The organism is Tissierella creatinophila DSM 6911 (assembly GCF_001940565.1).
GTDB lineage: Bacteria > Bacillota > Clostridia > Tissierellales > Tissierellaceae > Tissierella_A > Tissierella_A creatinophila.
The window spans coordinates 95,756-121,846 of sequence record NZ_LTDM01000043.1 but is presented as its reverse complement, the minus strand read 5'-3'; the positions used below and the strand labels follow the sequence as shown (position 1 = coordinate 121,846).

Annotated in this window: 24 protein-coding genes, 1 tRNA gene and 2 other annotated features; of the genes, 24 read left to right on the top strand and 1 reads right to left on the bottom strand. The window is 32.4% G+C overall.

The genetic code is table 11. The annotated features are described in order from the left end of the window. Positions 1-25 precede the first annotated feature (25 nt). Positions 26-1,414 (top strand): DNA repair protein RadA, encoded by a 1,389-nt coding sequence (radA, locus tag TICRE_RS09850; RefSeq protein WP_075727604.1) that lies wholly within the window; start codon positions 26-28, stop codon positions 1,412-1,414. An 18-nt stretch (positions 1,415-1,432) separates the two neighbouring features. Here radA and TICRE_RS09845 read toward each other — a convergent pair whose 3' ends face one another. Next, positions 1,433-1,849 (bottom strand): nucleoside triphosphate pyrophosphohydrolase family protein, encoded by a 417-nt coding sequence (locus TICRE_RS09845; RefSeq protein ID WP_075727602.1) that lies wholly within the window; start codon positions 1,847-1,849, stop codon positions 1,433-1,435. 193 nt (positions 1,850-2,042) lie between these two features. On the opposite strand from TICRE_RS09845, the gene TICRE_RS09840 reads away from it, so the two are divergent. The 23 genes from TICRE_RS09840 to rpoC all read left to right on the top strand — a co-directional run bounded on the left by TICRE_RS09840 (position 2,043) and on the right by rpoC (position 26,069). Next, positions 2,043-2,591 carry a CarD family transcriptional regulator gene (locus tag TICRE_RS09840; RefSeq protein ID WP_075727600.1) on the top strand — a complete coding sequence of 183 codons (549 nt, stop codon included), beginning with the start codon at positions 2,043-2,045 and terminating at the stop codon, positions 2,589-2,591. 65 nt (positions 2,592-2,656) lie between these two features. Beyond that, the gene (locus tag TICRE_RS09835) at positions 2,657-3,766 is read left to right on the top strand and encodes a PIN/TRAM domain-containing protein (RefSeq protein ID WP_075727598.1); all 1,110 of its coding nucleotides are present in this window, start codon (positions 2,657-2,659) and stop codon (positions 3,764-3,766) included. Between the two features lie 103 nt (positions 3,767-3,869). After that, complete coding sequence (gene ispD / locus TICRE_RS09830) at positions 3,870-4,610, top strand: 2-C-methyl-D-erythritol 4-phosphate cytidylyltransferase (protein ID WP_075727596.1); 741 nt, start codon at positions 3,870-3,872, stop codon at positions 4,608-4,610. Between the two features lie 9 nt (positions 4,611-4,619). Then, positions 4,620-5,099: a 2-C-methyl-D-erythritol 2,4-cyclodiphosphate synthase gene (gene ispF, locus TICRE_RS09825; RefSeq protein ID WP_075727594.1), complete on the top strand. Its 480-nt coding sequence runs from the start codon at positions 4,620-4,622 to the stop codon at positions 5,097-5,099. Between the two features lie 29 nt (positions 5,100-5,128). Next, positions 5,129-5,333: a binding site (T-box leader), on the top strand. Between the two features lie 41 nt (positions 5,334-5,374). Further along, entirely contained in the window at positions 5,375-7,105 is a 1,731-nt protein-coding gene (locus tag TICRE_RS09820; RefSeq protein WP_075727592.1) for a proline--tRNA ligase, read from the top strand. Positions 7,106-7,213: 108 nt separating this feature from the next. Beyond that, the gene (gltX, locus tag TICRE_RS09815) at positions 7,214-8,695 is read left to right on the top strand and encodes a glutamate--tRNA ligase (RefSeq protein WP_075727590.1); all 1,482 of its coding nucleotides are present in this window, start codon (positions 7,214-7,216) and stop codon (positions 8,693-8,695) included. A gap of 265 nt (positions 8,696-8,960) precedes the next feature. Next, entirely contained in the window at positions 8,961-10,355 is a 1,395-nt protein-coding gene (gene cysS, locus TICRE_RS09810) for a cysteine--tRNA ligase (protein WP_075727588.1), read from the top strand. Between the two features lie 2 nt (positions 10,356-10,357). After that, the gene (locus TICRE_RS09805; protein ID WP_075727586.1) at positions 10,358-10,777 is read left to right on the top strand and encodes a Mini-ribonuclease 3; all 420 of its coding nucleotides are present in this window, start codon (positions 10,358-10,360) and stop codon (positions 10,775-10,777) included. A 27-nt stretch (positions 10,778-10,804) separates the two neighbouring features. Then, positions 10,805-11,572, top strand: coding sequence for an FAD-dependent thymidylate synthase (gene thyX / locus TICRE_RS09800; RefSeq protein ID WP_075727584.1), 768 nt, complete (start codon positions 10,805-10,807; stop codon positions 11,570-11,572). Next, positions 11,573-12,322, top strand: coding sequence for a 23S rRNA (guanosine(2251)-2'-O)-methyltransferase RlmB (gene rlmB / locus TICRE_RS09795; RefSeq protein ID WP_075727582.1), 750 nt, complete (start codon positions 11,573-11,575; stop codon positions 12,320-12,322). Then, complete coding sequence (locus tag TICRE_RS09790; RefSeq protein ID WP_075727580.1) at positions 12,303-12,830, top strand: NYN domain-containing protein; 528 nt, start codon at positions 12,303-12,305, stop codon at positions 12,828-12,830. Before rlmB ends, TICRE_RS09790 begins: the two co-directional genes overlap by 20 nt. 69 nt (positions 12,831-12,899) lie before the next feature. Beyond that, a complete protein-coding gene (gene sigH / locus TICRE_RS09785) occupies positions 12,900-13,535 on the top strand; it encodes an RNA polymerase sporulation sigma factor SigH (RefSeq protein WP_233120185.1) in 636 nt (211 codons plus the stop codon). Positions 13,536-13,590: 55 nt separating this feature from the next. Beyond that, a tRNA-Thr gene (locus tag TICRE_RS09780) sits at positions 13,591-13,666 on the top strand. An 83-nt stretch (positions 13,667-13,749) separates the two neighbouring features. Further along, the gene (gene tuf / locus TICRE_RS09775; RefSeq protein WP_075727551.1) at positions 13,750-14,943 is read left to right on the top strand and encodes an elongation factor Tu; all 1,194 of its coding nucleotides are present in this window, start codon (positions 13,750-13,752) and stop codon (positions 14,941-14,943) included. A 202-nt stretch (positions 14,944-15,145) separates the two neighbouring features. After that, positions 15,146-15,295, top strand: coding sequence for a 50S ribosomal protein L33 (gene rpmG / locus TICRE_RS09770; RefSeq protein WP_075727577.1), 150 nt, complete (start codon positions 15,146-15,148; stop codon positions 15,293-15,295). A gap of 23 nt (positions 15,296-15,318) precedes the next feature. Next, positions 15,319-15,525 carry a preprotein translocase subunit SecE gene (gene secE, locus TICRE_RS09765; protein ID WP_075727575.1) on the top strand — a complete coding sequence of 69 codons (207 nt, stop codon included), beginning with the start codon at positions 15,319-15,321 and terminating at the stop codon, positions 15,523-15,525. 34 nt (positions 15,526-15,559) lie between these two features. Continuing rightward, entirely contained in the window at positions 15,560-16,108 is a 549-nt protein-coding gene (gene nusG / locus TICRE_RS09760; RefSeq protein ID WP_075727573.1) for a transcription termination/antitermination protein NusG, read from the top strand. 91 nt (positions 16,109-16,199) lie between these two features. Beyond that, entirely contained in the window at positions 16,200-16,625 is a 426-nt protein-coding gene (gene rplK, locus TICRE_RS09755; protein ID WP_075727571.1) for a 50S ribosomal protein L11, read from the top strand. 57 nt (positions 16,626-16,682) lie between these two features. Then, the gene (gene rplA, locus TICRE_RS09750) at positions 16,683-17,381 is read left to right on the top strand and encodes a 50S ribosomal protein L1 (RefSeq protein WP_075727569.1); all 699 of its coding nucleotides are present in this window, start codon (positions 16,683-16,685) and stop codon (positions 17,379-17,381) included. Between the two features lie 40 nt (positions 17,382-17,421). Further along, positions 17,422-17,553, top strand: a sequence feature (ribosomal protein L10 leader region). Between the two features lie 20 nt (positions 17,554-17,573). Next, entirely contained in the window at positions 17,574-18,101 is a 528-nt protein-coding gene (gene rplJ / locus TICRE_RS09745; RefSeq protein WP_075727567.1) for a 50S ribosomal protein L10, read from the top strand. A gap of 35 nt (positions 18,102-18,136) precedes the next feature. Beyond that, positions 18,137-18,520 carry a 50S ribosomal protein L7/L12 gene (gene rplL / locus TICRE_RS09740; protein ID WP_075727565.1) on the top strand — a complete coding sequence of 128 codons (384 nt, stop codon included), beginning with the start codon at positions 18,137-18,139 and terminating at the stop codon, positions 18,518-18,520. Positions 18,521-18,756: 236 nt separating this feature from the next. Further along, positions 18,757-22,500, top strand: a complete 3,744-nt coding sequence (gene rpoB / locus TICRE_RS09735; protein ID WP_075727563.1) for a DNA-directed RNA polymerase subunit beta — start codon at positions 18,757-18,759, stop codon at positions 22,498-22,500. A gap of 38 nt (positions 22,501-22,538) precedes the next feature. Further along, on the top strand, positions 22,539-26,069 hold the full coding sequence (rpoC, locus tag TICRE_RS09730; RefSeq protein WP_075727561.1) for a DNA-directed RNA polymerase subunit beta': 3,531 nt from the start codon (positions 22,539-22,541) through the stop codon (positions 26,067-26,069). Positions 26,070-26,091 lie beyond the last annotated feature (22 nt).

Here is a 26,091-nt window from a genome sequence, read left to right as displayed (position 1 = left end):
TTTTTTAACAGTAAGGAGAGCTTAGATGAAGAAAAAGACTATATATGTATGTAGTAATTGTAATTATGAATCAATAGGATATATGGGAAAATGTCCTGAGTGTACTAGCTGGAACACCTTAGTTGAAACGGAAGTAGTGACTAAAAAGGGTAGCAGTTCTAGTAGTAAAAAAGTCAGTAAAAACAGTGCTACTATTAAAAGATTAAAAGAAATAGAAACATCAAATAGTGATAGGATAGTAACAAATATTGGAGAGTTTAACAGAGTTATGGGAGGAGGAATTGTAAGGGACTCAGTTACTATTCTTTCGGCAAAACCAGGAGCTGGAAAGTCTACCTTACTTCTACAAGTTACTGATGAATTAGCTAATTTAGGATTTAAAGTTTTATATGCCTCAGGAGAAGAATCTGAATCCCAGATAAAGTCAAGGGCAGATAGAATACTTAAGAACATCCATCAAAATGTATGGGTAGTTTCAGATAATAGTTTGGACAATGTGTTAGAGATAGTAGAAAAAATTGATCCAGATATTGTCATTGTAGATAGTATTCAAACTTTTACACTAGATGATTTTCCCGGTTCTCGTGCAGGTTCTCCTACTCAAACTATGGAATGTGCTTATGAACTTGTTAAAATAGCTAAAAACATTGAAAGACCTCGTGCAGTTTTTTTAGTAGGTCAAATGACCAAGGCAGATGAACTTGCCGGAGTAAGAGCATTGGAACATTTAGTAGATACAGTGCTAATAATAGATGGAGAAAGTGGAGAAGAACTTAGAACTCTTTTAACTACAAAAAATAGATATGGGTCTACTGGAGAGATGGGATTTTTTAATATGGGTGAAAGAGGGATGGTCTCTATTGATAATCCTTCAGAGTATTTTATGACTCAAAGAGAAGAGAGTTCGATGATATCTGGAAGTGCTTTAACGGTGGTAAGAGAAGGGACAAGGCCTATTATATTGGAAATAGAATCCCTAGTTTCTCCTTCTTTTACACCATATCCTTCAAGAATTGGAGAATCAATGAGAAAAGAACAGCTCAATACTCTTATTTCTATATTAGAACAAAGAGGGGATATAAAACTATATGATAAAAATGTAGTTATAAAGACTACAGGTGGAATCTCACTTAAAGAACAAGCATCAAACCTTGCTGTTATAATGAGTATTGCATCTTCTGTATTTCAAAAGAGCATTCCAAATGATACTGTGTTTATCTCGGATGTAGGTCTTACCGGAGAACTTAAAAGAGTTCCTTCTTTACAAGTGAGACTTAGAGAAATAGATAGGATGGGATTTAAAAGGGCATATATAGCTAAGGGAAGCGGTAAAGTAGGTAGTTTCAAAAGCTTACAAATTATAGAGTGCAATATATTGAAAGAGGTTATTTTAGATTGCTTTAAAAAAAGATAAGCTAAATATTGCTTTAGCTTATCTTAAATTGAATAGACCTAATGTCTTATTTCTTTCATATTCATGTTTTATAACTTCGTTTAGATTAAGTCCTATAGTATCGCAAAGTGCTGTGATATAGAAAAGGTAATTTCCCATTTCTAAATCTAGTACTTCTTTACATTGCTCACATATCTCGCCTCTTAAGTGATCATCTAATGTATTGGGAAGATCTTTGTATGACTCACCCGTAAATTGTTGTTTTTTAGCATCAATTGATATGCAACCACAATTAGTGACTGATTTTGCTACAGCTCTATTTACACGAGCACTATATACATCCATCTTTGACATTATATCTAAAATACTTTTATGTCTAACTAAAGTTTTAGATACACTATCTTGAAAATTAACACAAATATCATCTGATTTTATAGTTTCAATATTTTTTTCCATAATTTCCTCCTTAAAACTTTTATATTCTAATATCATTATACTTTTAAGGACAAGTAGTTGTCAAATAATTACAAAGTTATATTTGAAATAAATAGGTTGACAGATTAAATAGCTTTATGATAAAATGATAACTTTACAAAAAACTCTATATGGTATATAATTAAAGAGACTATTTTTTTAGGGAGGTATTAAGATGTTTGAGATAGGTGATAAAATTGTTTATCCAATGCATGGAGCTGGAACTATAGAAAACATAGAACTCAAGGAAATATTAGGTGAAAAAAGAAAGTATTTTATTATGAAGATGCCTATAGGTGAGATGAAAGTTATGATTCCAATTGATAATATGCAAGAAGTTGGAGTTAGGGAAATCATAAGTAAAGAAGAGATGGAAGAAGTAATCACTATTTTAAAAGGTGATAAAGGTAAAATGCCCCAAAACTGGAATAGAAGATTTAGGCTTAATATGGATAAGATAAAATCCGGAGATATATATGAGATTGCAGCAGTAGTTAGAAATCTTATGCTTTTAGATAAAGAAAAAGGACTCTCTACAGGCGAGAGAAAGATGTTAAACGACGCAAAACAAATGCTTATATCAGAAATGGTTTTAGTATGTGAACTTACATTAGAAGAAACAGAAGAACTAGTAGCTGAATCAGTAGAATTCAATGCTGATTTAGATGATGGCGATTTAGAAGAAATTGAAGAATTAAAAGAAGAAGTTTTAGAAAAAGAATAAAAATATGTAACTTTAAGTTATATATTTTTATTTAATGGTAATAATTATATATAGGAGGTGAAGTGATGATTAAAAAAATAGTAAAAATCTTTATAGGAATTATGGGTGCTCTCTTAGGATATGGAATTCTAGCTATAGTTAAAACATCGCAACTTATGACATTACCAAAGATAGGATGGCTAGGACTAATAATAGACCTAGGAGTATATTTATTTTTTGGCATCATATTCTTTTTATTGTCCCCAGCTATTATAAAACTTGGTAAAAAGGTTACCCAGATTATAGAAAATGAGTTACAGAAGTTACCAGCATATGATATAGCTTTGGGGTCATTTGGACTTATAGTTGGACTTATAATTGCATTCTTTTTAAGCAAGCCGTTAGAAAATTTAAACATTGGATATTTAGGATTTATAGGATCTATAATTTTATTTGGATTATTTGGATACTTAGGAATTAAAATCGCCACTAGAAAGAAAGACGATATTTCCAATGCTATACAAGATATTGGTTCTGCTAGAAGGCAATCACAGGGAAAGGAAAAGACAAAACTTCGATATAACTCTTCTCCTAAAATACTAGATACAAGTGTAATAATAGATGGAAGAATTGCTGATATTTGTAGTACTGGTTTTATAGAAGGGCCTCTTGTGATACCTGAGTTTGTATTGGAAGAACTTCAACATATAGCTGACTCTTCAGATGGTTTAAAGAGAAATCGTGGTAGAAGAGGACTTGATATTTTAAACAAAATACAAAAGGAAATAGATGTTGAAATCATAATTCATGAAAAAAAATTTGAAGATGTTAAAGAGGTTGATTCTAAACTTTTAAAACTTACTCAGCTTATGAATGGAAAGATAATTACAAACGACTATAATTTAAATAAAGTTGCAGAAGTGCAAGGTATAGAAGTACTAAATATAAACGAACTTTCAAATGCCGTAAAACCTGTTGTACTTCCTGGAGAAGAAATGGTTGTAACCGTAGTAAGAGATGGTAAAGAATCTGGTCAAGGTTTAGCTTACCTAGATGATGGTACTATGATAGTTGTAGAGTCAGGAAGAAAGTATATAGGAGATACTATTGAAGTAATAGTAACATCTGTGCTTCAAACCTCCGCAGGTAAGATGATATTTGCAAAACCCAAAAGTTTGGCAGATAAAGCTGTATAAGACCCATATGGGTCTTTTTTTATTTGATTTTTATATTTTGTTATATAAAATATGATATAATAACAAATAGAAATAAATCTTATATAATAATTGAGGTGGAAAAATGTATAAAAGTTACTATGTATCTGTAATAATAGCTGCCGCAGGAATGAGCAATAGAATGGGAAGTAAGATAAATAAACAGTTTATAGATATAGATAATAAGCCTATACTTGTTCACACTTTAAATAAATTTGAACAAAGTCCTTATGTAGATGAAATAATACTTATTTCAAAAGAACAAGAAGTAGAATACTGCAGAAAAGAAATAGTAAGAAAGTATGGATTTAAAAAGATAAAAAAGATTATAAGAGGCGGAAAGGAAAGACAAGATTCTATCTACAATGGAATACTTGCTTTAGATGAAAAATGTAATATAGTCTTAACTCACGATGGTGCAAGACCATTTGTAAGAAAAGAAAACATAGAAGATGGCATAAAGGGTGTAATAGAGTATGGAGCATGTGTTATAGGGGTACCTGTTAAAGATACAATAAAGGCAATAGATGATGAAAATGAAGTGCACCATACTCCAAAGAGAAGTATGCTTTGGGCAGCTCAAACACCTCAATGTTTTTGGAAGAGACTCCTTCAAGAAGGATACGAATATGCAATTGATGAAGGAATAGTTGGAACTGATGATAGCTCACTTGTAGAAAAAGTAGGTCATAAAGTAAAGATGATAATGGGAAACTATGATAATATAAAGATTACAACTCCAGAAGATTTAATTATTGCAGAATCTTTATTAAAAGTAGATGAAGATTTAAAGGTGAAACAAAAAATATTTCTTAAGACAAAGTAGGTGATTAAAATGAGAATTGGATTCGGGTTTGATGTGCATGAACTAGTAGATAAAAGAAATCTTATAATAGGTGGTGTAGATATACCTCATGAAAAAGGACTACTAGGGCATTCAGATGCAGATGTATTGATACATGCAATTATGGATAGTATATTAGGAGCGATGGCACTTGGAGATATAGGATACCATTTTCCAGATACAGATCAACAATATAAAGATATTTCAAGTCTAATTCTATTAGAAAAAGTTAAAGACACTATGGACTCTAATGGATTTAAGATAGGAAATATAGATGCAACAGTAGCAGCCCAATCTCCTAAGCTTGCACCGTTTATATTGGAAATGAGGAAAAATATATCTAGAGTACTGGAGTGTTCTTTAGGGGATATTAATATTAAAGCTACTACTACGGAAAAACTAGGGTTTGTAGGAAGAAAAGAAGGTATATCTTCTTATAGTGTTTGTATGCTTAAAGCAGTTAATAGTTGACATTTAAGATTTAATAGAGTAAAATATTTTTATAAGTTGCGAAGGGGAGTAGTATTTATTAATGGATAAAGAGAGGAAACTAATGGTGGGATGTTTCTACCCTCTTAATAAGGAACCAGCCCTAGAACTTTTAGAATAAGATTCTAAACGGATAGCATACGTTAAAAGCTTTAAAAGTGAACCTTAGGGTTTATTAGAGTGGTACCGCGGAAGAGTTAGCCTTTCGTCTCTAGATAGAGACGAAAGGCTTTATTTATTTAAGGAGGTTTTTAAAAATGAAAATGTCAAAGATGTATATGCCTACATTAAAAGAGGATCCTTCAGAAGCAGAAATTGCAAGTCATAAACTTCTATTGAGGTCTGGTATGATAAGACAACTAGTAAGTGGAGTATATTCATATCTACCACTGGGATATAGAGTTATTAGAAAAGTAGAACAAATAGTAAGAGAGGAAATGGATGTTGCAGGTTCTCAGGAACTTTTGATGTCTCCTATTCAACCAAGAGAACTTTGGGAAGCCACAGGAAGATGGGCAAATTTTGGTCCTGAGATGTTTACTCTATTAGATAGAAACTCTAGAGAGTTTTGCCTTGGACCTACTCATGAAGAATATATTACAGATCTTATAAAAAATGAAGTAAAATCATATAAGCAACTTCCATTAAATCTTTATCAAATTCAAACTAAATATCGTGATGAAAAAAGACCACGTTTTGGCCTTATGAGAGGTAGAGAATTTATAATGAAAGATGCTTATAGTTTTGATGTGGATGAAGAAGCTATGATAAGAGCTTACGATATAATGTGGAAGTCTTATGATAAAGCATTTACCCGTTTAAACCTTAAATACAAGGTTGTAGAAGGAGATACAGGAGCTATGGGTGGTAGGGTGTCACACGAGTTTATGGCTATGAGTGAAGCTGGTGAAGGTTTTATGGCATATTGTGAAGCTTGCGATTATGCAGCTACAGATGAAAAAGCTACAGTTGTATATAATGTAGAAAATTCAAATCAAGAAGAACTACCGCTGGAAAAGGTATTGACAGAAAATGTTACTACTATAGAAGGATTAGAAGACTTTTTCAAAATAGATAAGTCTTCATTTGGAAAGGCTTTGGTTTATTCAGTAAAAGGAAAGCCTTTAGTAGTTGTTATACCGGGAGATAGAGAATTAAATGAAATAAAGCTTGAAAATTATTTAGAGATTTCTTCTCATGATATAGAAATGGCAGATGAAGAAATGATTATTGATATTACAGGAGCTAATAAAGGATTTACAGGTCCTGTAGGTCTTAAAGAGGGCACAAGACTTTTAGTTGATTCTAGGATAAAAGATATGAAAAATCTTATAGTGGGCGGAAATGAAACAGATATCCACCTTAAAAACGTAAATTATGGAAGAGACTTTCAAGGTGAGGTAGTAGAAGATCTTCTAATGATAAGAGATGGAGATATATGTCCTAAATGTGATGAAAAGCTTAAGATGGCAAGAGGAATTGAAGTTGGGAATATATTCCAGTTAGGAACAAAATATTCTGAGGGAATAGGTGCAAAATATTTAGATGAAAATGGAAAAGAAAAATATTTTGTAATGGGCTCATATGGTATAGGTATAACTAGAACAGTAGCTGCCATAATAGAACAATCTCATGATGAAAATGGTATAATTTGGCCTTTAAATGTAGCTCCTTATGAAGTTATAATAACTGTTATAAATACTAAAGATGAAGAGCAAATGAATCTCTCACAAAATATATATGATGAATTGGCTAAAAAAGGAGTAGAAGTACTTTTAGATGATAGAAAAGAAAGAGCAGGAGTTAAGTTTAACGACAGAGACCTAATAGGGATACCTATTAGAATTGTAGTGGGTAAAGGTGCAGCAGATGGAATGGTAGAATATTCACTTAGAAAGACTGGAGAAAAAGAAGATATAAATGTAAATGATTTAATTAAAATTATAGAAGAAGAATTTAAAAACAACGGTATGGCTTTTAAGAGTTAAACCATCGGTTGAAATATAAGAAAATTTCATATATAATACTAGTAATATAAAAAGTTTAATATAAATAATGAAACTTTAAAGATAAGGAAAATTTATGGAGGTGTAATTTTGGGAGAATTTAGACTTAGATTTGCCCCAAGTCCCACGGGTTATTTGCATATTGGAGGGCTTAGAACAGCGCTTTATAATCATCTTTTTACTAAGCACAACAATGGCAAATTTATCTTGAGAATAGAAGATACAGATCAAACTAGATTTGTAGAAGGTGCAGTTGAAAACCTTATAGATTCACTTAATTGGTCAGGAATCGAACATGATGAAGGTGTATTTATAGAGGATGGTAAAATAGTAGAAAAGGGAGAATATGGTCCTTATATACAGTCTAAAAGATTGGATATATATAAAAAATATGTTGATGAACTGGTAGAAAAAGGTCATGCATATTATTGTTTTTGTTCTAAAGAAAGACTAGATAGCGTAAGAGAAGAACAAAAGATAAAAGGACTTGTTCCGAAATATGACGGGTTTTGTAGAAATGTGTCTTTAGAAGAAGCTAAAGAAAGAATACAAAATGGTGAAAAATATGTCGTAAGATTAAAACTTCCAAGAAGTCAGGATATAAAGTTCCATGATCTTGTAAGGGGAGATATTACTATAAATACAGATGATATTGATGATCAGGTTTTACTAAAATCAGATGGTTATCCAACATATCATATGGCAGTTGTAGTAGATGATCATCTTATGAAGATAACCCATATTGTAAGGGGTGAAGAATGGCTTCCATCTACCCCAAAACATATTTATCTATATGAAGTATTTGGTTGGGAAAAGCCAACATACGTTCATCTCCCAACTGTTTTAAACAAGGAAAGAAAAAAACTTAGTAAAAGACACGGTGATGTATCAGTTGAAGATTTTAGAACTAAAGGTTATTTACCAGAAGGATTAGTAAACTACTTAGCACTAGTTGGATGGACTCCTGAGGATAATCAGGAAATTCTTTCTATGGATGAGATGATAGAAAAATTTAGCTTTGAAAGAGTGGCTAAAACTGGTGGTATATTTGATAAAGATAAACTAGATTGGGTAAATGGTCACTATATAAGAGAAGAGAGTATAGAGCGAATCACAGACATTGCTATCCCTTACTTAAAAGAAGCTGGGCTTATAGATGATAGATTTATAGAAGAAAATAGAAAATGGCTTGAAATATTAGTAGATATAGTAAGAGAAGGAATGCATCATATGGATGAAATAGTTGATAGAGTAGAGTTTATGTTCACCAATGAAGTTGAAGTAGAAAACGATGCTATTGAAACTTTAAAAGGTGAAGGAACTCTTACTATATTAAAAGCGTTAAGAGAAGAACTAGAAGAAGTAGAGAAAATAGACGAAGAGTACGCAGACTCTTTTATGAAAAAGATTCAAAAGAGAACTGGTATAAAAGGTAAAAACTTATTTATGCCAACAAGGGTAGCACTAGCTGGAAGTCTTCATGGACCTGAATTTGCTAAAATAATTTATCTTCTAGGTAAACAAAATATATTAGATAGAATAGATTATATAGAAAAGACATATTTTAAATAAATAAAAATTATGATGAGGAAAGTAATTTTATTAAAACTTTTAGAGAGAAGCTCTCATAGGCTGAAAGGAGTTTTAAGATTTTAATAAAAAGAAATGCACCTTTGAATTTCTCTTTTGATATTTAGAAAGAGACGATGAGCCACACGTTATAGGCGTATTTAGATAGACTTAAAAAGTCTATTAGAGTGGATAAACGAAAACCTTTCGTCTCTATATAATAGAGGCGAAAGGTTTTTTAATAATAAAAATATTGGAGGTATATATTATGAAACTTTACAATACTTTAACAAGGAAAAAAGAAGAATTTACACCATTAAAAGAGAAAGAAGTAAAGATGTATAACTGTGGTCCTACAGTTTATAACTATATCCATGTAGGAAATGCTAGGCCTTTAGTTATATTTGACACTCTTCGTAGATTTTTCATATATAAAGGTTATGATGTTAAGTTTGTAGTAAACTTTACAGATATAGATGACAAAATGATAGTAAAAGCAAATAATGAAGGAACTACGGTAGAAAAGATTGCAGATAGATATATAGAAGCCTTTATGGAAGATGCCAATGGATTAAATTTATATGAATATGAAACGATAAATCCTAGAGCTACTGATTATATCTATGAAATGATGAATTTTATAGAAGAATTAATAAAGATAGATGCAGCTTATAATATAGATGGGAATGTTTATTTTAATATAGAAAAGGCTAAAGACTACGGAAAACTTTCTAAAAAACATTTAGATGAACTTATAAGTGGAGCAAGAATTGAAATAAATAAAGAGAAAAAGAATCCTATGGATTTTGCACTTTGGAAAAAGGCGAAAGCAGGAGAACCATACTGGGAGAGTCCTTGGGGAAAAGGTAGACCAGGATGGCATATAGAATGCTCTGTAATGGCAAAATCTATTCTTGGAGAGACTATAGATATTCATTCTGGGGGAGAAGATTTACAGTTTCCTCATCATGAAAATGAAATAGCTCAATCAGAAACTCTATCTAAAAAACCATTTGCAAATTATTGGCTACATAATGGAATGATAACTGTAGACAATAAAAAAATGTCGAAATCTGAAGGTAACTTTTTTACTATAAAAGATGTAAGAGAAGAATATGATTTAGAAGTTTTAAGATTCTTCTTACTATCATCACAATATAGATCTCCTATAAATTTCAGCCGTGAAGTTATGGATCATATGAAAAATGGGCTTGAGAGAATTTACAATGGTAAAAGCAACTTAGAGTATCTTTTAAAATCAAAAGAAGATGGTTCTTCCAAAGATGATGAAAAGATGCTCTTAGAAGTAGAACGCTTTAAAGAAGAATTTGTAAAAGCAATGGAAGACGATTTAAATACTGCTGATGCAATAGCTGCTATATTTGAATTAGTAAAATATACAAATACTAAATTTGATAAAATGACCAATAAAGTAATTTTAAAAAAATCTTTAGATATTTTAACTGAACTTACTAAAGTTCTTGGTGTATTAAATAGGAAAGATGAGATACTTGAAGATGAAATCATAGCTTTAATAGAAAAAAGAAACAAAGCACGTGAAGAAAAAGATTATAAACTATCAGATGAAATTAGAGATAGTCTAAAAGAAAAGGGTATCATACTAGAAGATTCAAAAGATGGAGTAAAGTGGAAGAGAGTGTAGAGATGATAGAAAAAAATATATTTAGAAAAACAAATACTTCTCTTACAAGGGAAGATATAAAGATGATGAGCCCCCTACAACTTGCATACGTAGGAGATGCGTGTTATGAATTGATGGTAAGGACATTTCTCTTAGATAAAAACCTTTCGGTAAATATCCTTCATAAAAAAACTACTGGATATGTAAAGGCTAAGAGTCAGTCGTTGATTGTTCATAAATTAGAAGAAATATTAAATGAACAAGAAAAAGATATAGTTAGAAAGGGACGAAATACAAAGTCAAACTCTAATCCTAAAAATGCAAATCTTATAGAATATAAATACGCCACAGGTTTTGAAGCTTTATTTGGATACCTTTATTTGACAAATCAAGATGAAAGACTTGCAGAGATTTTTAACTTTATTATACAAAATGAAGACTAAAGAAAATTAAAAAAAGGGGGAAAGTAAATGTTAAAAGTAAAACTATTAAGATATACTCCCGAAGGAGAAAAACTTGTAGCATCGGCTGCTAAGCTTTGTTATTCATCCACAGGTATAGAAGAAATAGAAGAAGGTTTAAATGAAGAAAACGTAGAATCATTTTTAAATATGCTAGTAGATTTAGGGCATGAAAGTCCTATTGAGCATATAAGTTTTACATTTGGAGTAGAAGGAGTATCTAGAACACTTACTCATCAACTCGTAAGACATAGAATAGCAAGCTATTCTCAACAATCACAAAGGTATGTAAAACTTTCAAATTTCGAGTATATAATTCCTCCTTCAATTGAACAAGATAAAGAAGCTAAAAAAATATTTATAGAAGCTATGGAAAAAGATACTCAGTACTATAATGATTTAGTGGATATACTATATGAAAAACATTTTAAAAAATATATAGAAGATGGATTATCTCCAAAAAAAGCAAAAAACAAAGCGGAAAAAGAAGCAATAGAAGATGCAAGATATATATTTCCTAATGCGTGTGAAACAAAGATTATATTTACTATGAATGCAAGGACTCTTTTAAACTTCTTTAAACTTAGAACTTGTAACAGAGCTCAGTGGGAGATAAGAAACCTCTCTATAGAAATGCTTAAATGCGTAAAAGAAGTATATCCTAATTTATTTAAAAATTCAGGGCCAGGATGCGTAAGAGGAACATGTCCAGAAGGAACTATGACATGTGGAGACATTGTTAATGTAAGAAAAAGGTTTAAGGGAGGGTTAAAGTAGATGGAAGAACTATATGTTGTGGGAAGAAACCCTGTGTTAGAATTACTTAAGACAGAAAAACAAATAGATAAGATATATATTTTAAAAGGAGATTTAAAAGGGTCTATCAAAAAGATAATTGGAGTTGCAAAAGATAAAGGTATCATAATTCAAGAAGTAGACAAAAGAAAGCTTGATGAGATTAGTGAAGGTGAAGTGCATCAAGGAGTAGCTGCTTTTGTTACTGGATTTGAATATTCTACTCTAGAGGATATATTAAAGAAAGCTGAAAGCTTAAATGAAGCTCCATTTGTAGTTATATTAGATGAAATAGAAGATCCTCATAATCTAGGGGCTATTATTAGAACCTGTGAATGTGCTGGAGTTCACGGGGTTATAATTCCTAAAAGAAGATCAGCCAGAGTAAATCAAACTGTATATAAAGCATCAGCTGGAGCAGTAAATCATGTCCTGGTAAGTAATGTTACAAATATATCAAACACTATTGAAACTTTAAAGGAAAAAGGACTTTGGATATATGGCGCAGATTTAAAAGGAGAAAACTATTATTATAATGAATCTTTAAAAGGAGCGATTGGATTAGTTATAGGAAATGAAGGAAAAGGTATATCAAGACTTGTAAGTGAAAAGTGTGATGTACTTATAAAAATACCTATGTTTGGAAATGTATCTTCTCTTAATGCCTCTACTTCTGCTGCCATATTAATATACGAAGTAGTAAGGCAAAAAGATGAAAAAAAGAAATCGTAAACCTAAAGAATACCTATTTGTAGATGGTTATAATATAATTAACTCTTGGGAAAAACTAAAGATAAAAAAAGATATAAACTTAGAAGAAGCAAGAGATGAGCTTATTGAACTTTTAGCCGAATATCACCATTATTCCGGTATAAAAATAGTAGTAGTATTTGATGCTCAGTTTGTAAAAAATAATTTAGGTAATGAGGTAGACTACAAAGGTATAAAAGTTATTTTCACAAAAGAAAGAGAGACAGCAGATCACTACATCGAAAAAGTATTAGATAAGGTAGGAAGAATCAAAAGAGTAAGGGTTGCAACATCTGATTGGCTAGAACAACAAATTATATTATCCCGTGGAGGAACTCGTATATCTGCGAGAGAATTAGAAGTAGAAATAGAAAATAAAATGAAAATAATAAATAAGAATATAAAATATACAAATAAAATAAACGATTCATCCTTAGAAAGATTAGATGAGGAATTGTTAAACAAATTAGAGAATTGGAAAAAAATATAAATTAAGCTTGACCTTTGTGAAAAAAGTATTTATAATGAAGTTAATTATTCATACATGGGAGAGATGACTTTGATACCTATACTATATGATGACAACAGGGTAGAATATAAATACATGAAGGATGAAGATATAGTTGAACTCGTAAGAGATGGTAATTCATCAGCCCTAGACTATTTACTAGGTAAATATAAAAACTTTGTTAAAGCCAAATCAGCACCTTATTTTTTAGTTGGTGGAGATAGAGACGATATTATTCAAGAAGGAATGATAGGGCTTTTTAAGGCTATTAGAGATTATGATAAAGATAGACTAATTTCTTTCATTTCTTTTGTAGAGATATGTATAAAAAGGCAAATAATAACAGCTATTAAGGCTGCTACTAGAAAAAAGCATATTCCTTTAAACTCTTATATTTCTTTAAATAAGCCTATATATGAAGAAGAATCAGATAGAACATTAATGGATATGATAGAAGGTACAAAAGTTTTAGATCCAATGGAGGTTTTTATAATTGGAGAAGAAATTGAAAAAATGGAATCTAGGATGAACAATATGCTAAGTGATTTAGAATTTGAAGTCATTCAACACTATCTACAGGGAAAGAGCTATGAAGAGATTTCTTTAGAAATAAATAGAGATTCAAAATGTATTGATAATGCACTTCAAAGAATAAAAAAAAAGCTTGGTCGATATATTATAAATTAATTTTATAAAATCTATTGACAAAGACATGTTTTGATAGTAAAATACTTAGCATCTGGCCCACGTAGCTCAGTAGGTAGAGCACTTGCATGGTAAGCAAGAGGTCACCGGTTCAAATCCGGTCGTGGGCTCCATCATAACAATAGTGACAACAAAAGAAACACACGGATGAGTTTACTTAAAATAATTTAAATTATCTAGGAGGAAGAAAAAAGAAATGGGAAAAGCAAAATTTGAAAGAACAAAACCACATGTAAATATTGGAACAATAGGTCACGTAGACCATGGTAAAACAACTTTAACAGCAGCAATAACAATGGTACTACACAATAGATTTGGATCAGGTGAATCAATAGACTATGCAAATATAGACAAAGCACCAGAAGAGAGAGAAAGAGGAATAACAATTTCAACTTCTCACGTAGAATACGAAACTGAAAACCGTCACTACGCACACGTAGACTGTCCAGGTCACGCGGACTACGTAAAGAACATGATAACAGGAGCAGCACAAATGGATGGAGCAATCCTAGTAGTTTCCGCTGCAGATGGACCAATGCCACAAACTAGAGAACACATCTTATTATCAAGAAACGTAGGAGTACCTAAAATGGTAGTATTCCTAAACAAAGAAGACCAAGTAGATGACGAAGAGCTAATCGAACTAGTAGAGATGGAAGTAAGAGAACTACTATCTGACTATGACTTTGATGGAGACAACACACCAATAACAGTAGGATCTGCTCTAAAAGCAATAGAAGACCCAGCAGGACCATGGGGAGATAAAGTTCTAGCACTAATGGAAACAGTAGATGAATGGATTCCAGCACCAATAAGAGATACAGATAAGCCGTTCCTAATGCCAGTAGAGGATGTATTCTCAATTACAGGAAGAGGAACAGTAGCAACAGGAAGAGTAGAAAGAGGAATAGTAAAAACAGGCGAAAGCGTAGAAATCGTAGGCTTAGCAGATGAAGCAAGAACAGTAGTAGTAACAGGAGTAGAGATGTTTAGAAAACTACTAGATGAAGCACAAGCAGGAGACAATATAGGAGCACTTCTAAGAGGAGTACAAAGAGAAGAAATTCAAAGAGGCCAAGTATTAGCAAAACCAAAATCAATAAAGCCTTTTACGAAATTCGAATCAGAAGTTTACGTTCTATCAAAAGAAGAAGGTGGAAGACATACTCCATTCTTTAACGGATATAGACCACAATTTTACTTTAGAACAACAGATGTAACGGGAGATATACAACTTGAAGAAGGTATAGAGATGGTAATGCCAGGAGATAACGCAAAGTTTATAATAGAACTTATAACTCCAATAGCAATAGAAGAAGGACTAAGATTCTCAATCCGTGAAGGTGGAAGAACAGTAGGTTCAGGAGTAGTAACTAAAGTTTTAGGTTAATATAAATAAAAAGGAGGATTATCCTCCTTTTTTATTTATAGATAAATTACTATCTTAAATTCATTTAAATTAAGATCATTTAAATAAAAAATATTGACATAAAATTTGTTTTGTGATAGTTTATATAAGTACTATTATTATATATATGCGGATAGATAGAATTTAATATAGATTTGATACAAAATGGTAGGAGGTGTATTAGATGAGAGATAGAATTATACTAGCTTGTACTGATTGTAAACAAAGAAATTATGTTTCTAAAAAAAATAAAAAAAATACAACAGAAAGAGTTGAGCTGAAAAAATACTGTAAATTTTGCAATGCGCATACAGTTCATAGAGAAACAAAATAACTAAAGGTTAGGATGTGAAAAATATGGCGGCTCAAACTGAAGCTAAAAAAGGAAAAATGTCAACTTACTTTAAAGGTATAAAAGCTGAAATGAAAAAGGTAATTTGGCCAAATAAAAAAGAATTGTTAAACTATACAGGGGTAGTCATATTAATAAGTGGAATCGTCTCTTTGATTGTTTACCTACTAGACATTGGTATACATAGAGTATTGGCACTATTTATTAAGTAACTAAGGAGGTAAAGACCTTTAGGTCTTATATTATATGACTGATAACAATGAAAATGGAAAAGAATTAAAAGATGCTAAATGGTATGTTGTGCATACTTATTCGGGGTATGAAAACAAGGTAAGCGCTAATTTAGAAAAAATGGTAGAAAATAGAGGTATGAGTGAAGAAATACTTGAAATAGCTGTGCCTACTGAAGAATATACCGATACAAAAAATGGAAAGCAAACAGTTAAAGAAAGAAAGTTATTTCCAGGATATGTATTAGTAAAGATGCATATAACGGATGAATCTTGGTATTTGATTAGAAATACAAGAGGTGTTACAGGCTTTGTAGGACCTGGATCAAAACCAGTTCCATTATCGGAAAGTGAAGTAAAGGCACTAGGGGTTCAAGAAAAAACCTTACCTCAAATTGACTTTAAAGTAGGAGATGTAATCAAAGTTACATCTGGTCCTTTTGAAAGTTTTATGGGTACTGTTGATAATATTAATTTTGAAAAGGCAAAAGTTAAAGTTTTTGTTTCAATGTTTGGTAGAGAAACACTAGTTGAACTAGAGTTTAACCAAATAGAAAGAATGTAGTTTTTAAAAGTTTACTTTTAAAATAGATGAGTATAAGAAGTGGGAGGGATAATCCCGCTAAACCACAAAGATATGAGGAGGTAGAAGACTTATGGCAAAAAAAGTCGTAGGTATGGTGAAATTACAAATTCCTGCTGGAAAGGCAACTCCTGCACCACCTGTTGGTACTGCATTAGGGCCTCACGGAATAAATATCATGCAATTTACAAAAGAATTCAACGCAAAAACTGCTGAACAAGCAGGTCTTATTATACCAGTAGTAATTACAATCTATGCAGATAGATCGTTTACTTTTATTACTAAGACACCACCAGCTGCAGTTTTAATTAAAAAAGCTACAAATATTGAATCTGGATCAGCTGAACCTAATAAAGTTAAAGTTGCTACAATATCTAATGAAAAAATTAGAGAGATAGCTGAACTTAAAATGCAAGACTTAAATGCTTCAGATGTTGAATCAGCTATGAAAATGGTTGCTGGTACTGCAAGAAGCATGGGAGTAAAAGTAGGAGAATAATTAATAGATAAATAAAAGTGGGAGGAATATCCGTTAAGACCACAAGGAGGAATAAACATGGCAAAAAAAGGTAAGAGATATGAAGAAGTTTTAGGTCTTGTAGATAGACACAATCTTTATAGTGTTGATGAAGCTATGGAGATAGTTTTACAAACAGCTAAAGCAAAATTTGATGAAACTATTGATTTATCTGTAAGACTTGGAGTAGATCCAAGACATGCTGATCAGCAAGTAAGAGGCGCTGTTGTTTTACCACATGGTACAGGTAGAACTAGAAGAGTTTTAGTTATAGCAAAAGGTGAAAAGATAACAGAAGCTGAAAATGCTGGTGCTGATTTTGTAGGTGGAGATGAATTAGTAGCAAAGATTCAAACTGAAGGTTGGTTAGAGTTTGATGTTGTAGTTGCAACGCCTGATATGATGGGAGTTGTAGGTAGAATAGGTAGAGTATTAGGACCTAAAGGCTTAATGCCAAATCCAAAATCTGGAACAGTAACTTTTGATGTAGCAAAAGCTGTTGATGAAATCAAAGCAGGTAAAGTTGAGTATAGAGTAGATAAAGCGAGTATTGTTCATGCTCCTATTGGAAAAGCTTCTTTTGGAGAAGAAAAACTTAAAGATAACTTTTTAGCTATGATGGATGCTTTAATAAAAGCAAAACCGGTAGCTGCTAAAGGAAGATATTTAAAATCAGTTACTGTTGCTAGCACAATGGGACCTGGTGTTAAGATAAATGCTCAAAAATTAATGGACTAATTTTTATTGACAATGAAATAAACCTTTGATATAATTCAAAGGTAAAATAAATAATAAACTGTAGACAGTAGGGACCTAAGGTTTAAATTTCCTACCGAGGTAAGAGCGAAATAATTTGTATTCAAATTAATGGTCTCTACGTGTCTACGTAGAGACCATTATTATTTTGTAAACTTCTAGGAGGTGAAGTAAATGAAAGAACAAACCCTTAGAGCAAAATCAGAAAACATTGAAGAAATTAAAGAAAAAATCCAAAAAGCTCAATCAGTAGTATTAGTTGATTATAGAGGACTAAATGTTGAACAGCTTACAGAACTTAGAAGTAAGTACAGAGAAGCTGGAGTTGATTACAAGGTATATAAAAATACCATGATGAGATTTGCATTTAAAGATTCAGGTTTAGAGGAGTTTAACCAATACTTAAAAGGACCATCAGCCATAGCTTTTGGATATGATGATCCAGTAAATGCGGCTAAAATCACTTCTGAGTTTGTAAAGGACAATGAAAAACTAGAAATAAAAGCTGGGATTGTAGATGGAAAAGTTATTGATATCGAAGGAGTTAATAATTTAGCTAAATTACCATCAAAAGAAGTTCTTATCGCTCAAGTACTTGGTGGTTTCAATTCACCGATACAAGGTTTTGCAAATGTATTACAAGGTACAATAAGATCATTAGCTACAGTATTAAACGCTATAGCAGAAGAGAAAACTGCATAAATTAAATTAAAAAACTATTGGAGGTATTATAAAAAATGGCAAATGAAAAAGTAACAAACTTAATGGAAGAAGTAAAAAATTTAACAGTATTAGAGTTATCAGAACTAGTAAAAGCTTTAGAAGAAGAATTTGGTGTTAGTGCATCAGCTCCTATGGCAGCAGCAGCTCCAGCAGCAGCAGGAGAAGCAGCTCCAGCAGCAGCAGAGAAAAGCGAGTTTGATGTTATGTTAGCATCAGCAGGAGATCAAAAAATCAAAGTTATAAAAGTTGTTAGAGAAATAACTGGATTAGGCTTAAAAGATGCTAAAGAATTAGTAGATAACGCTCCAAAAGCAGTTAAAGAAGGAGTTTCAAAAGAAGAAGCAGAGGAAATGAAAACTAAATTAGAAGAAGTTGGAGCAAGTATAGAATTAAAATAAGCAAAAAATATAAAAAGGCTTTCAGAAAGAGAGCCTTTTTTATTTTAACATTTATTAATAAAGTATTTGACTTAAAGTTTCAAATATGATATCATAATTTATTGCATAATGAGGAATAATATGACCTTTTGTATAAAATATATTCGAAAGGTCAATATTATTAAATAGTTTAGATGTATTACCAAAAGTGTTTAATGCTTTTGGATATTTTAGTTTAATGAGGGGTGAATTTTTTTATGGTACATCCTGTAACACTTGGGAAACGCATCAGGATGAGTTACTCGCGTATTCATGAAGTTTTAGATCTACCTGATCTAATCGAAGTACAAAACTCTTCCTACGAATGGTTTATAAAAGAAGGTCTAGAGGAAGTTTTTGATGATATTTCACCAATTCAAGACTATACAGGTAATCTCATTTTAGAATTTGTCAATTATCATATTGAAGATTCTTTAAAATATGATGAGGATGAAGCAAGAGAAAGAGATGCAAATTATTCTGCACCATTAAAAGTCAAGGTAAGACTTATAAATAAAGAAACAGGTGAAGTAAAAGAACAAGAAGTATTTATGGGTGACTTACCTTTAATGACCGAGAAAGGTACATTTATTATTAATGGAGCTGAAAGGGTTGTAGTAAGTCAATTAGTACGTTCTCCTGGATCTTATTATACGGAGAGCATAGATAAAACTGGTAAAAGGCTATATGCTGCAACTATTATTCCTAATAGAGGAGCATGGCTTGAATATGAAACTGATTCCAATGATATAGTCTATGTTAGAATTGACAGAACTAGAAAGATTCCTATCACTATATTACTAAGAGCCTTAAACATTGTTAGTAATAATCAAATCATAGAGGTATTAGGAGAAACGGAACAAGTATTAAAGACTTTAGATAAAGACAATACTACTACAGAAGAAGAAGCATTGCTTGAGATATATAAAAAACTAAGACCGGGTGAGCCGCCTACAGTTGACAGTGCAAAATCCCTTATCACAAACATGTTCTTTGATCCTAGAAGATATGACTTAGCAAAAGTAGGTAGATATAAATTCAATAAAAAGCTAGCATTATTTAATAGAATCTATGATAGAACAGCTGCCGATGACATAGTAAACTCTGAAACAGGAGAAATAATCATAGCAAAAGGTGAAAAAATTACTAGAAATCAGGCAATAGAAATAGAAAATGCTGGCATCAATGTAGTAGATATATTGATTGAAAATAAGAGGATTAGAGTAGTTGGAAACAACTTTGTAAGTGTAAAAGCATTTGACTTACCATTTTCCTTAGAAGAATTAGGTTTAAAGGAAAAAGTTCATTATCCACTTATGAAAGAACTTATAGAAACTATTGAAGATGAAGAAGAATTAAAGACTGCAATAATAGATAGAATAAAGGAATTATCACCAAAACATATTATAATTGACGATATAGTTGCTAGCGTAAACTATGAGTTTGGATTATTTAGTGGTGTGGGACATACAGATGATATAGATCATTTAGGAAATAGAAGGCTTAGATCAGTAGGAGAATTACTACAAAATCAATTTAGAATTGGATTATCTAGAATGGAGAGGGTAGTTAGAGAAAGAATGACTATTCAAGATGTCGATGTAGCCACTCCTCAAGCACTTATAAACATTCGTCCAGTAGTTGCATCTATTAAAGAGTTCTTTGGAAGCTCTCAACTTTCACAGTTTATGGATCAGACAAATCCTTTAGCAGAACTTACTCATAAAAGAAGAATGTCAGCACTAGGACCAGGTGGACTTAGTCGTGATAGAGCAGGATTTGAAGTAAGAGATGTGCATCATTCCCACTATGGAAGAATGTGCCCTATAGAAACACCTGAAGGACCAAATATAGGACTTATAACATCGCTTACAACTTATGCCACTATAAATGAATATGGATTTTTAGAGGCACCTTATAGAAAAGTTGAAAAAGGTGAAGGTAGAACTACAGGTGAGATAGAGTATTTAACTGCCGATTTAGAAGATGAATTTATAATTGCTCAGTCAAATGAGCCGTTAACAGAAGACAATAAATTTGCGAACCAAAGAGTAGTAGCTCGTGGTAAAAATGGAGTAGTAGATATATTTCCAAGTAGAGAAATAGATTACATGGACGTATCTCCAAAACAACTTGTATCAATTGGAGCTGCTATGATTCCGTTTTTAGAAAATGATGATGCTAATAGAGCACTTATGGGCGCGAACATGCAGAGACAAGCAGTGCCTCTTTTAAAAGCTGAAGCTCCAATAATAGGTACTGGTATTGAATATAGAGCGGCTAAAGACTCCGGAGTCGTAGTAGTTTCTACTGCCGATGGAGTGATAGAAAAAGTAAGCGCGGATGAAATCCTAGTAAAACGTGATTCTGATGGAAAAATAGATAGATACAAATTGTTAAAGTTTAAAAGATCTAATCAAGGTACTACTATAAACCAAAGACCTATGGTAAAGAAGGGTGAAAAGGTAAGTCGTGGTACAGTTATGGCTGATGGACCAAGTACAGATTTAGGTGAAATTGCCTTAGGAAAGAATATATTAATTGCATTTATGACTTGGGAAGGTTATAACTATGAGGATGCTATACTTCTTAGTGAAAAACTTGTTATAGAAGATGCTTTAACTTCAGTGCATATTGAGGAATATGAATCCGAAGCAAGAGATACTAAACTGGGTTCTGAAGAGATTACTAGAGACATTCCAAACGTTGGAGAAGATATGTTAAAAGATCTTGATGATAGAGGAATTATAAGAATTGGAGCAGAAGTTGGAGCAGGAGACATATTAGTTGGTAAGGTTACTCCAAAAGGAGAAACTGAACTTACAGCTGAAGAAAGGCTACTAAGAGCTATATTTGGTGAAAAAGCTCGTGAAGTTCGAGATACTTCTCTAAGAGTTCCTCACGGTGAAGCAGGAATTATAGTTGATGTAAAGATTTACTCTAGAGATAATGGAGACGAACTCTCTCCAGGCGTAAATCAAACTGTAAAAGTATATGTAGCCACTAAGAGAAAGATAAGCGTTGGAGATAAAATGTGTGGTCGTCATGGAAATAAAGGTGTAATATCTAGGATATTACCTGAAGAAGATATGCCTTATTTACCAGATGGTACTCCAGTTCAAATAGTATTAAACCCCCTAGGAGTTCCTTCACGTATGAACCTGGGTCAAGTTTTAGAAGTACATTTAGGACTTGCAGCTAAAAAACTTGGATGGCATATAGCAACTCCCGTATTTGATGGAGCAAACGAATATGATATTATGGAGGCTCTAAAAGAAGCAGGATACCCAGAAGATGGTAAAATTAAGCTTCGTGATGGTAGAAATGGAGAATTCTTTGACAATCCTGTAACTGTTGGATATATGTATATGCTAAAACTTCATCACCTTGTAGATGACAAGATACATGCAAGGTCTACTGGTCCATATTCCTTAGTTACACAACAGCCTCTAGGAGGTAAAGCACAGTTTGGTGGACAAAGGTTTGGGGAAATGGAAGTTTGGGCTTTAGAGGCCTATGGAGCAGCTCATACTCTACAAGAGATACTTACTGTTAAGTCAGATGATATAGTAGGTAGAGTAAAAACTTATGAAGCTATAGTAAAGGGCGAAAATATTCCAGAACCTGGAATCCCAGAATCCTTTAAAGTTCTTATAAAAGAGTTGCAAAGCTTAGCACTAGATATAAAAGTTCTAAGTGAAGATAAAGCTGAAATAGAACTTAAAGAATCTGTAGAAGATGAATTAACTGATTTAGAACTTATTGGAGAAGACCTTAGTTCAGAAGATGTCGAAGAAGGAAAATCATCTACTGTTAAAGGAATAAAAAGGCTTGGAAAAGATTTACCTTTAGGGTTCCTTATGGAAGAAGATGAAGAAGATGAAGACGAAGAAGACGAAGAAGATGAAGAACCTTTAGAACTAGAGGATGAAGATTATGAAGACGAAGATGAAGATTATTAAATTCCTAATTAATTTATTATAGAAAGGAGAAGTGCTCCTTGTTTGAACTAAATACTTTTGACTCAATTAGAATTGGATTGGCTTCCCCAGAAAAGATTAGACAGTGGTCTAAAGGAGAAGTTAAGAAACCGGAAACTATTAATTACAGAACTTTAAAACCTGAAAAAGAAGGATTGTTTTGTGAAAAAATCTTTGGACCTACTAAAGATTGGGAGTGCCATTGCGGTAAGTATAAAAGAATAAGATATAAAGGTATTGTTTGTGATAGATGTGGTGTAGAAGTTACTAAGTCCAAAGTAAGAAGAGAAAGAATGGGACATATAGAACTTGCAGCCCCAGTTTCTCATATTTGGTATTTTAAAGGAATTCCAAGTAGGATGGGACTTATATTAGATATGAGTCCAAGAGCTTTAGAAAAAGTGCTTTATTTTGCCTCTTATATAGTTATAGATGCAGGAGATACGCCTCTTTATGAAAAGCAATTACTTTCTGAAACGGAGTATAGAGATTATCAAGAAAAATATCCTGGCAAATTTAAAGCTATGATGGGTGCAGAAGCTATGAAGATTCTTTTAGCTAAAATTGATTTAGAGGAAGAATCTAAAGAGTTAAAATTAGGGCTTAAAGATGCCACAGGACAAAAAAGAATAAGAATCACCAGAAGATTAGAAGTTGTGGAAGGTTTTAGAGGTTCGGGAAATAGACCCGAATGGATAATTTTAGATGTAATACCTGTTATCCCTCCTGATCTTCGTCCTATGGTTCAATTAGATGGTGGAAGATTTGCAACTTCTGACTTAAACGATCTTTATAGGAGAGTTATAAATAGAAATAATAGACTAAAAAGACTTCTAGATTTAGGAGCACCAGATATCATAGTTAGAAATGAGAAAAGAATGCTACAAGAGGCAGTAGATGCTCTTATAGATAATGGTAGACGTGGTAGACCTGTAACAGGACCTGGAAATAGACCTTTAAAATCTCTATCAGATATGTTAAAGGGAAAACAAGGAAGATTTAGGCAAAACCTTCTTGGTAAAAGAGTAGACTATTCTGGTAGATCTGTAATAGTTGTAGGGCCTGATCTTAAGTTTTATCAGTGTGGACTTCCAAAGAAAATGGCTCTTGAATTATTTAAGCCTTTTGTTATGAAAGAACTTGTAAAACAAGGTCATGCTCATAATATAAAATCTGCTAAAAGAATGGTAGAGCGGGTAAAACCAGAAGTGTGGGATGTACTTGATGTAATAATAAAAGATCACCCTGTACTATTAAATAGAGCCCCTACGCTTCATAGACTTGGTATACAAGCTTTTGAACCAGTACTAGTAGAAGGTAAGGCTATAAAGCTTCATCCTTTAGTTTGTACAGCTTATAACGCAGATTTTGACGGAGATCAAATGGCAGTTCATGTTCCCCTTTCGACCGAAGCGCAAGCTGAAGCTAGACTTCTTATGTTATCTACTAATAATATTCTAGCTCCTAAGGATGGTAAGCCTATAACAACTCCTACTCAGGATATGGTGCTTGGTAGTTATTATATGACTATGGAAAGAGATGGAGAAATAGGTGAAGGTAAAATATTTAAAGATTACGATGAAATGTTGCTTGCTTATTACAATAAGGAAGTAGGTATACATGCAACTGTAAAAGTAAGGATTAAATTAAATGATACCGATAGAGGGAAGTTGGTAGAAAGTACAGTAGGTAGATTTATATTAAATCAGAACATACCTCAAGACTTAGGCTTTGTAGATAGGACGCAAGATCCTTATTCATTAGAAGTAAATGATGTAGTTGATAAAAATAAATTAAGTAATGTAGTCGAAAGATGCTTTAGAAAACATGGAAACACTCTTACATCTGAGGTGCTTGACTATATAAAACATACTGGTTTTCATTATTCTACAATAGGATCTGTAACTGTATCTATTGGAGATATATATGTGCCTCAAGAAAAACATGAACTTATCAGAAAAGCAGAAGTGGAAGTAGAAAAATTTGAAAAGTCATATAGAAGAGGACTTATATCGGATGAGGAGAGATATGAAAAAGTAATAGAAATTTGGAATAGAACAACAGATGAAGTAACAGATGTGTTGATGGATAATCTGGATTCTGAAAACAACATGTATATAATGGCGGTTTCTGGAGCTAGAGGTAGTAAAAACCAAATAAGACAACTTGCTGGTATGAGGGGACTTATGGCAAGTGCATCGGGCCGAACTATAGAAGTTCCTGTAAAGGCTAACTTTAGAGAAGGTCTATCAGTACTTGAATTCTTCGTTTCTACTCACGGATCTAGAAAGGGACTTGCCGATACTGCTTTAAGAACTGCAGACTCAGGATATCTAACTAGAAGACTAGTAGATGTAAGTCAAGATGTAATAGTAAGAGAAGAAGACTGTGGCACTGATGAGTTTTTACCTGTAAAAACTTTTAGAGACGGCAATGAAGTTATAGAAGAGTTAAAAGATAGATTGGATGGAAGATATGCATTTGAAGATATCATAAATCCAGAGGATGGATCTGTTATAGTTTATAAAAACGAAATGATTTCAGAGATAGAGGCTGCTTTTATAGAAAATATTGGTATAAAGGAAGTAAAAGTTAGATCTGTACTAGGCTGTCATGCTAAATTTGGAGTGTGTGCCCATTGTTATGGAATAAATCTAGCAAAAGGTGAACCAGTTGGAATGGGAGAGGCTGTAGGAATTATAGCAGCTCAGTCAATAGGAGAGCCAGGAACGCAGCTTACAATGAGAACATTCCATACAGGAGGAGTTGCATCAGCATCAGATATAACCCAAGGTCTTCCAAGGGTTGAGGAGTTGTTTGAGGCTAGAAAACCCAAAGGTCTTGCGATAATTTCAGAGATATCTGGAGAAGTTAGTATTCAAGAGACAAAGAAAAAGAAAGAGGTAGTTATAACTGCCAACGATGGAGAGGTAGCTACCTATAATATAGTCTATGGCTCAAGAATAAAAGTTAAAAAAGGAGACTTTGTAGAAGCTGGAGATGAGCTTACTGAAGGATCTGTAAATCCTCATGATATCTTAAAGATAAAAGGTATAAGAGGAGTTCAAAACTATATAGTAAAAGAAGTTCAAAGAGTATATAGGCTTCAAGGTGTAGATATAAATGATAAGCACGTTGAAATAATAATTAGACAAATGCTATCTAGAATAAAGATTGAAGATGCAGGGGATACTGATATGTTGCCTGGAAGTTTAGTAAACTTCCATGAATTTGAAAAGAAGAATGCAGATGTAATATCACAAGGAGGAACTCCTGCAAATGGAGAGAGAACTCTTCTTGGTATAACTAAAGCTTCGCTTGCAACTGATTCATTCCTTTCTGCCGCTTCTTTCCAAGAGACTACAAAAGTTCTTACAGATGCTGCTATAAAAGGTAAAGAAGACTATCTATTGGGACTTAAAGAAAATGTCATCATAGGTAAACTGATCCCTGCAGGTACTGGAATGAAAAGATATAGAAATGTAGAACTTATTGCAGAAGAAAATATTAAGCTTTTAGAAGAAAATTCTATTGACATAGAAAATAACTGATGGTAAAATAAGTGAGTGTGTA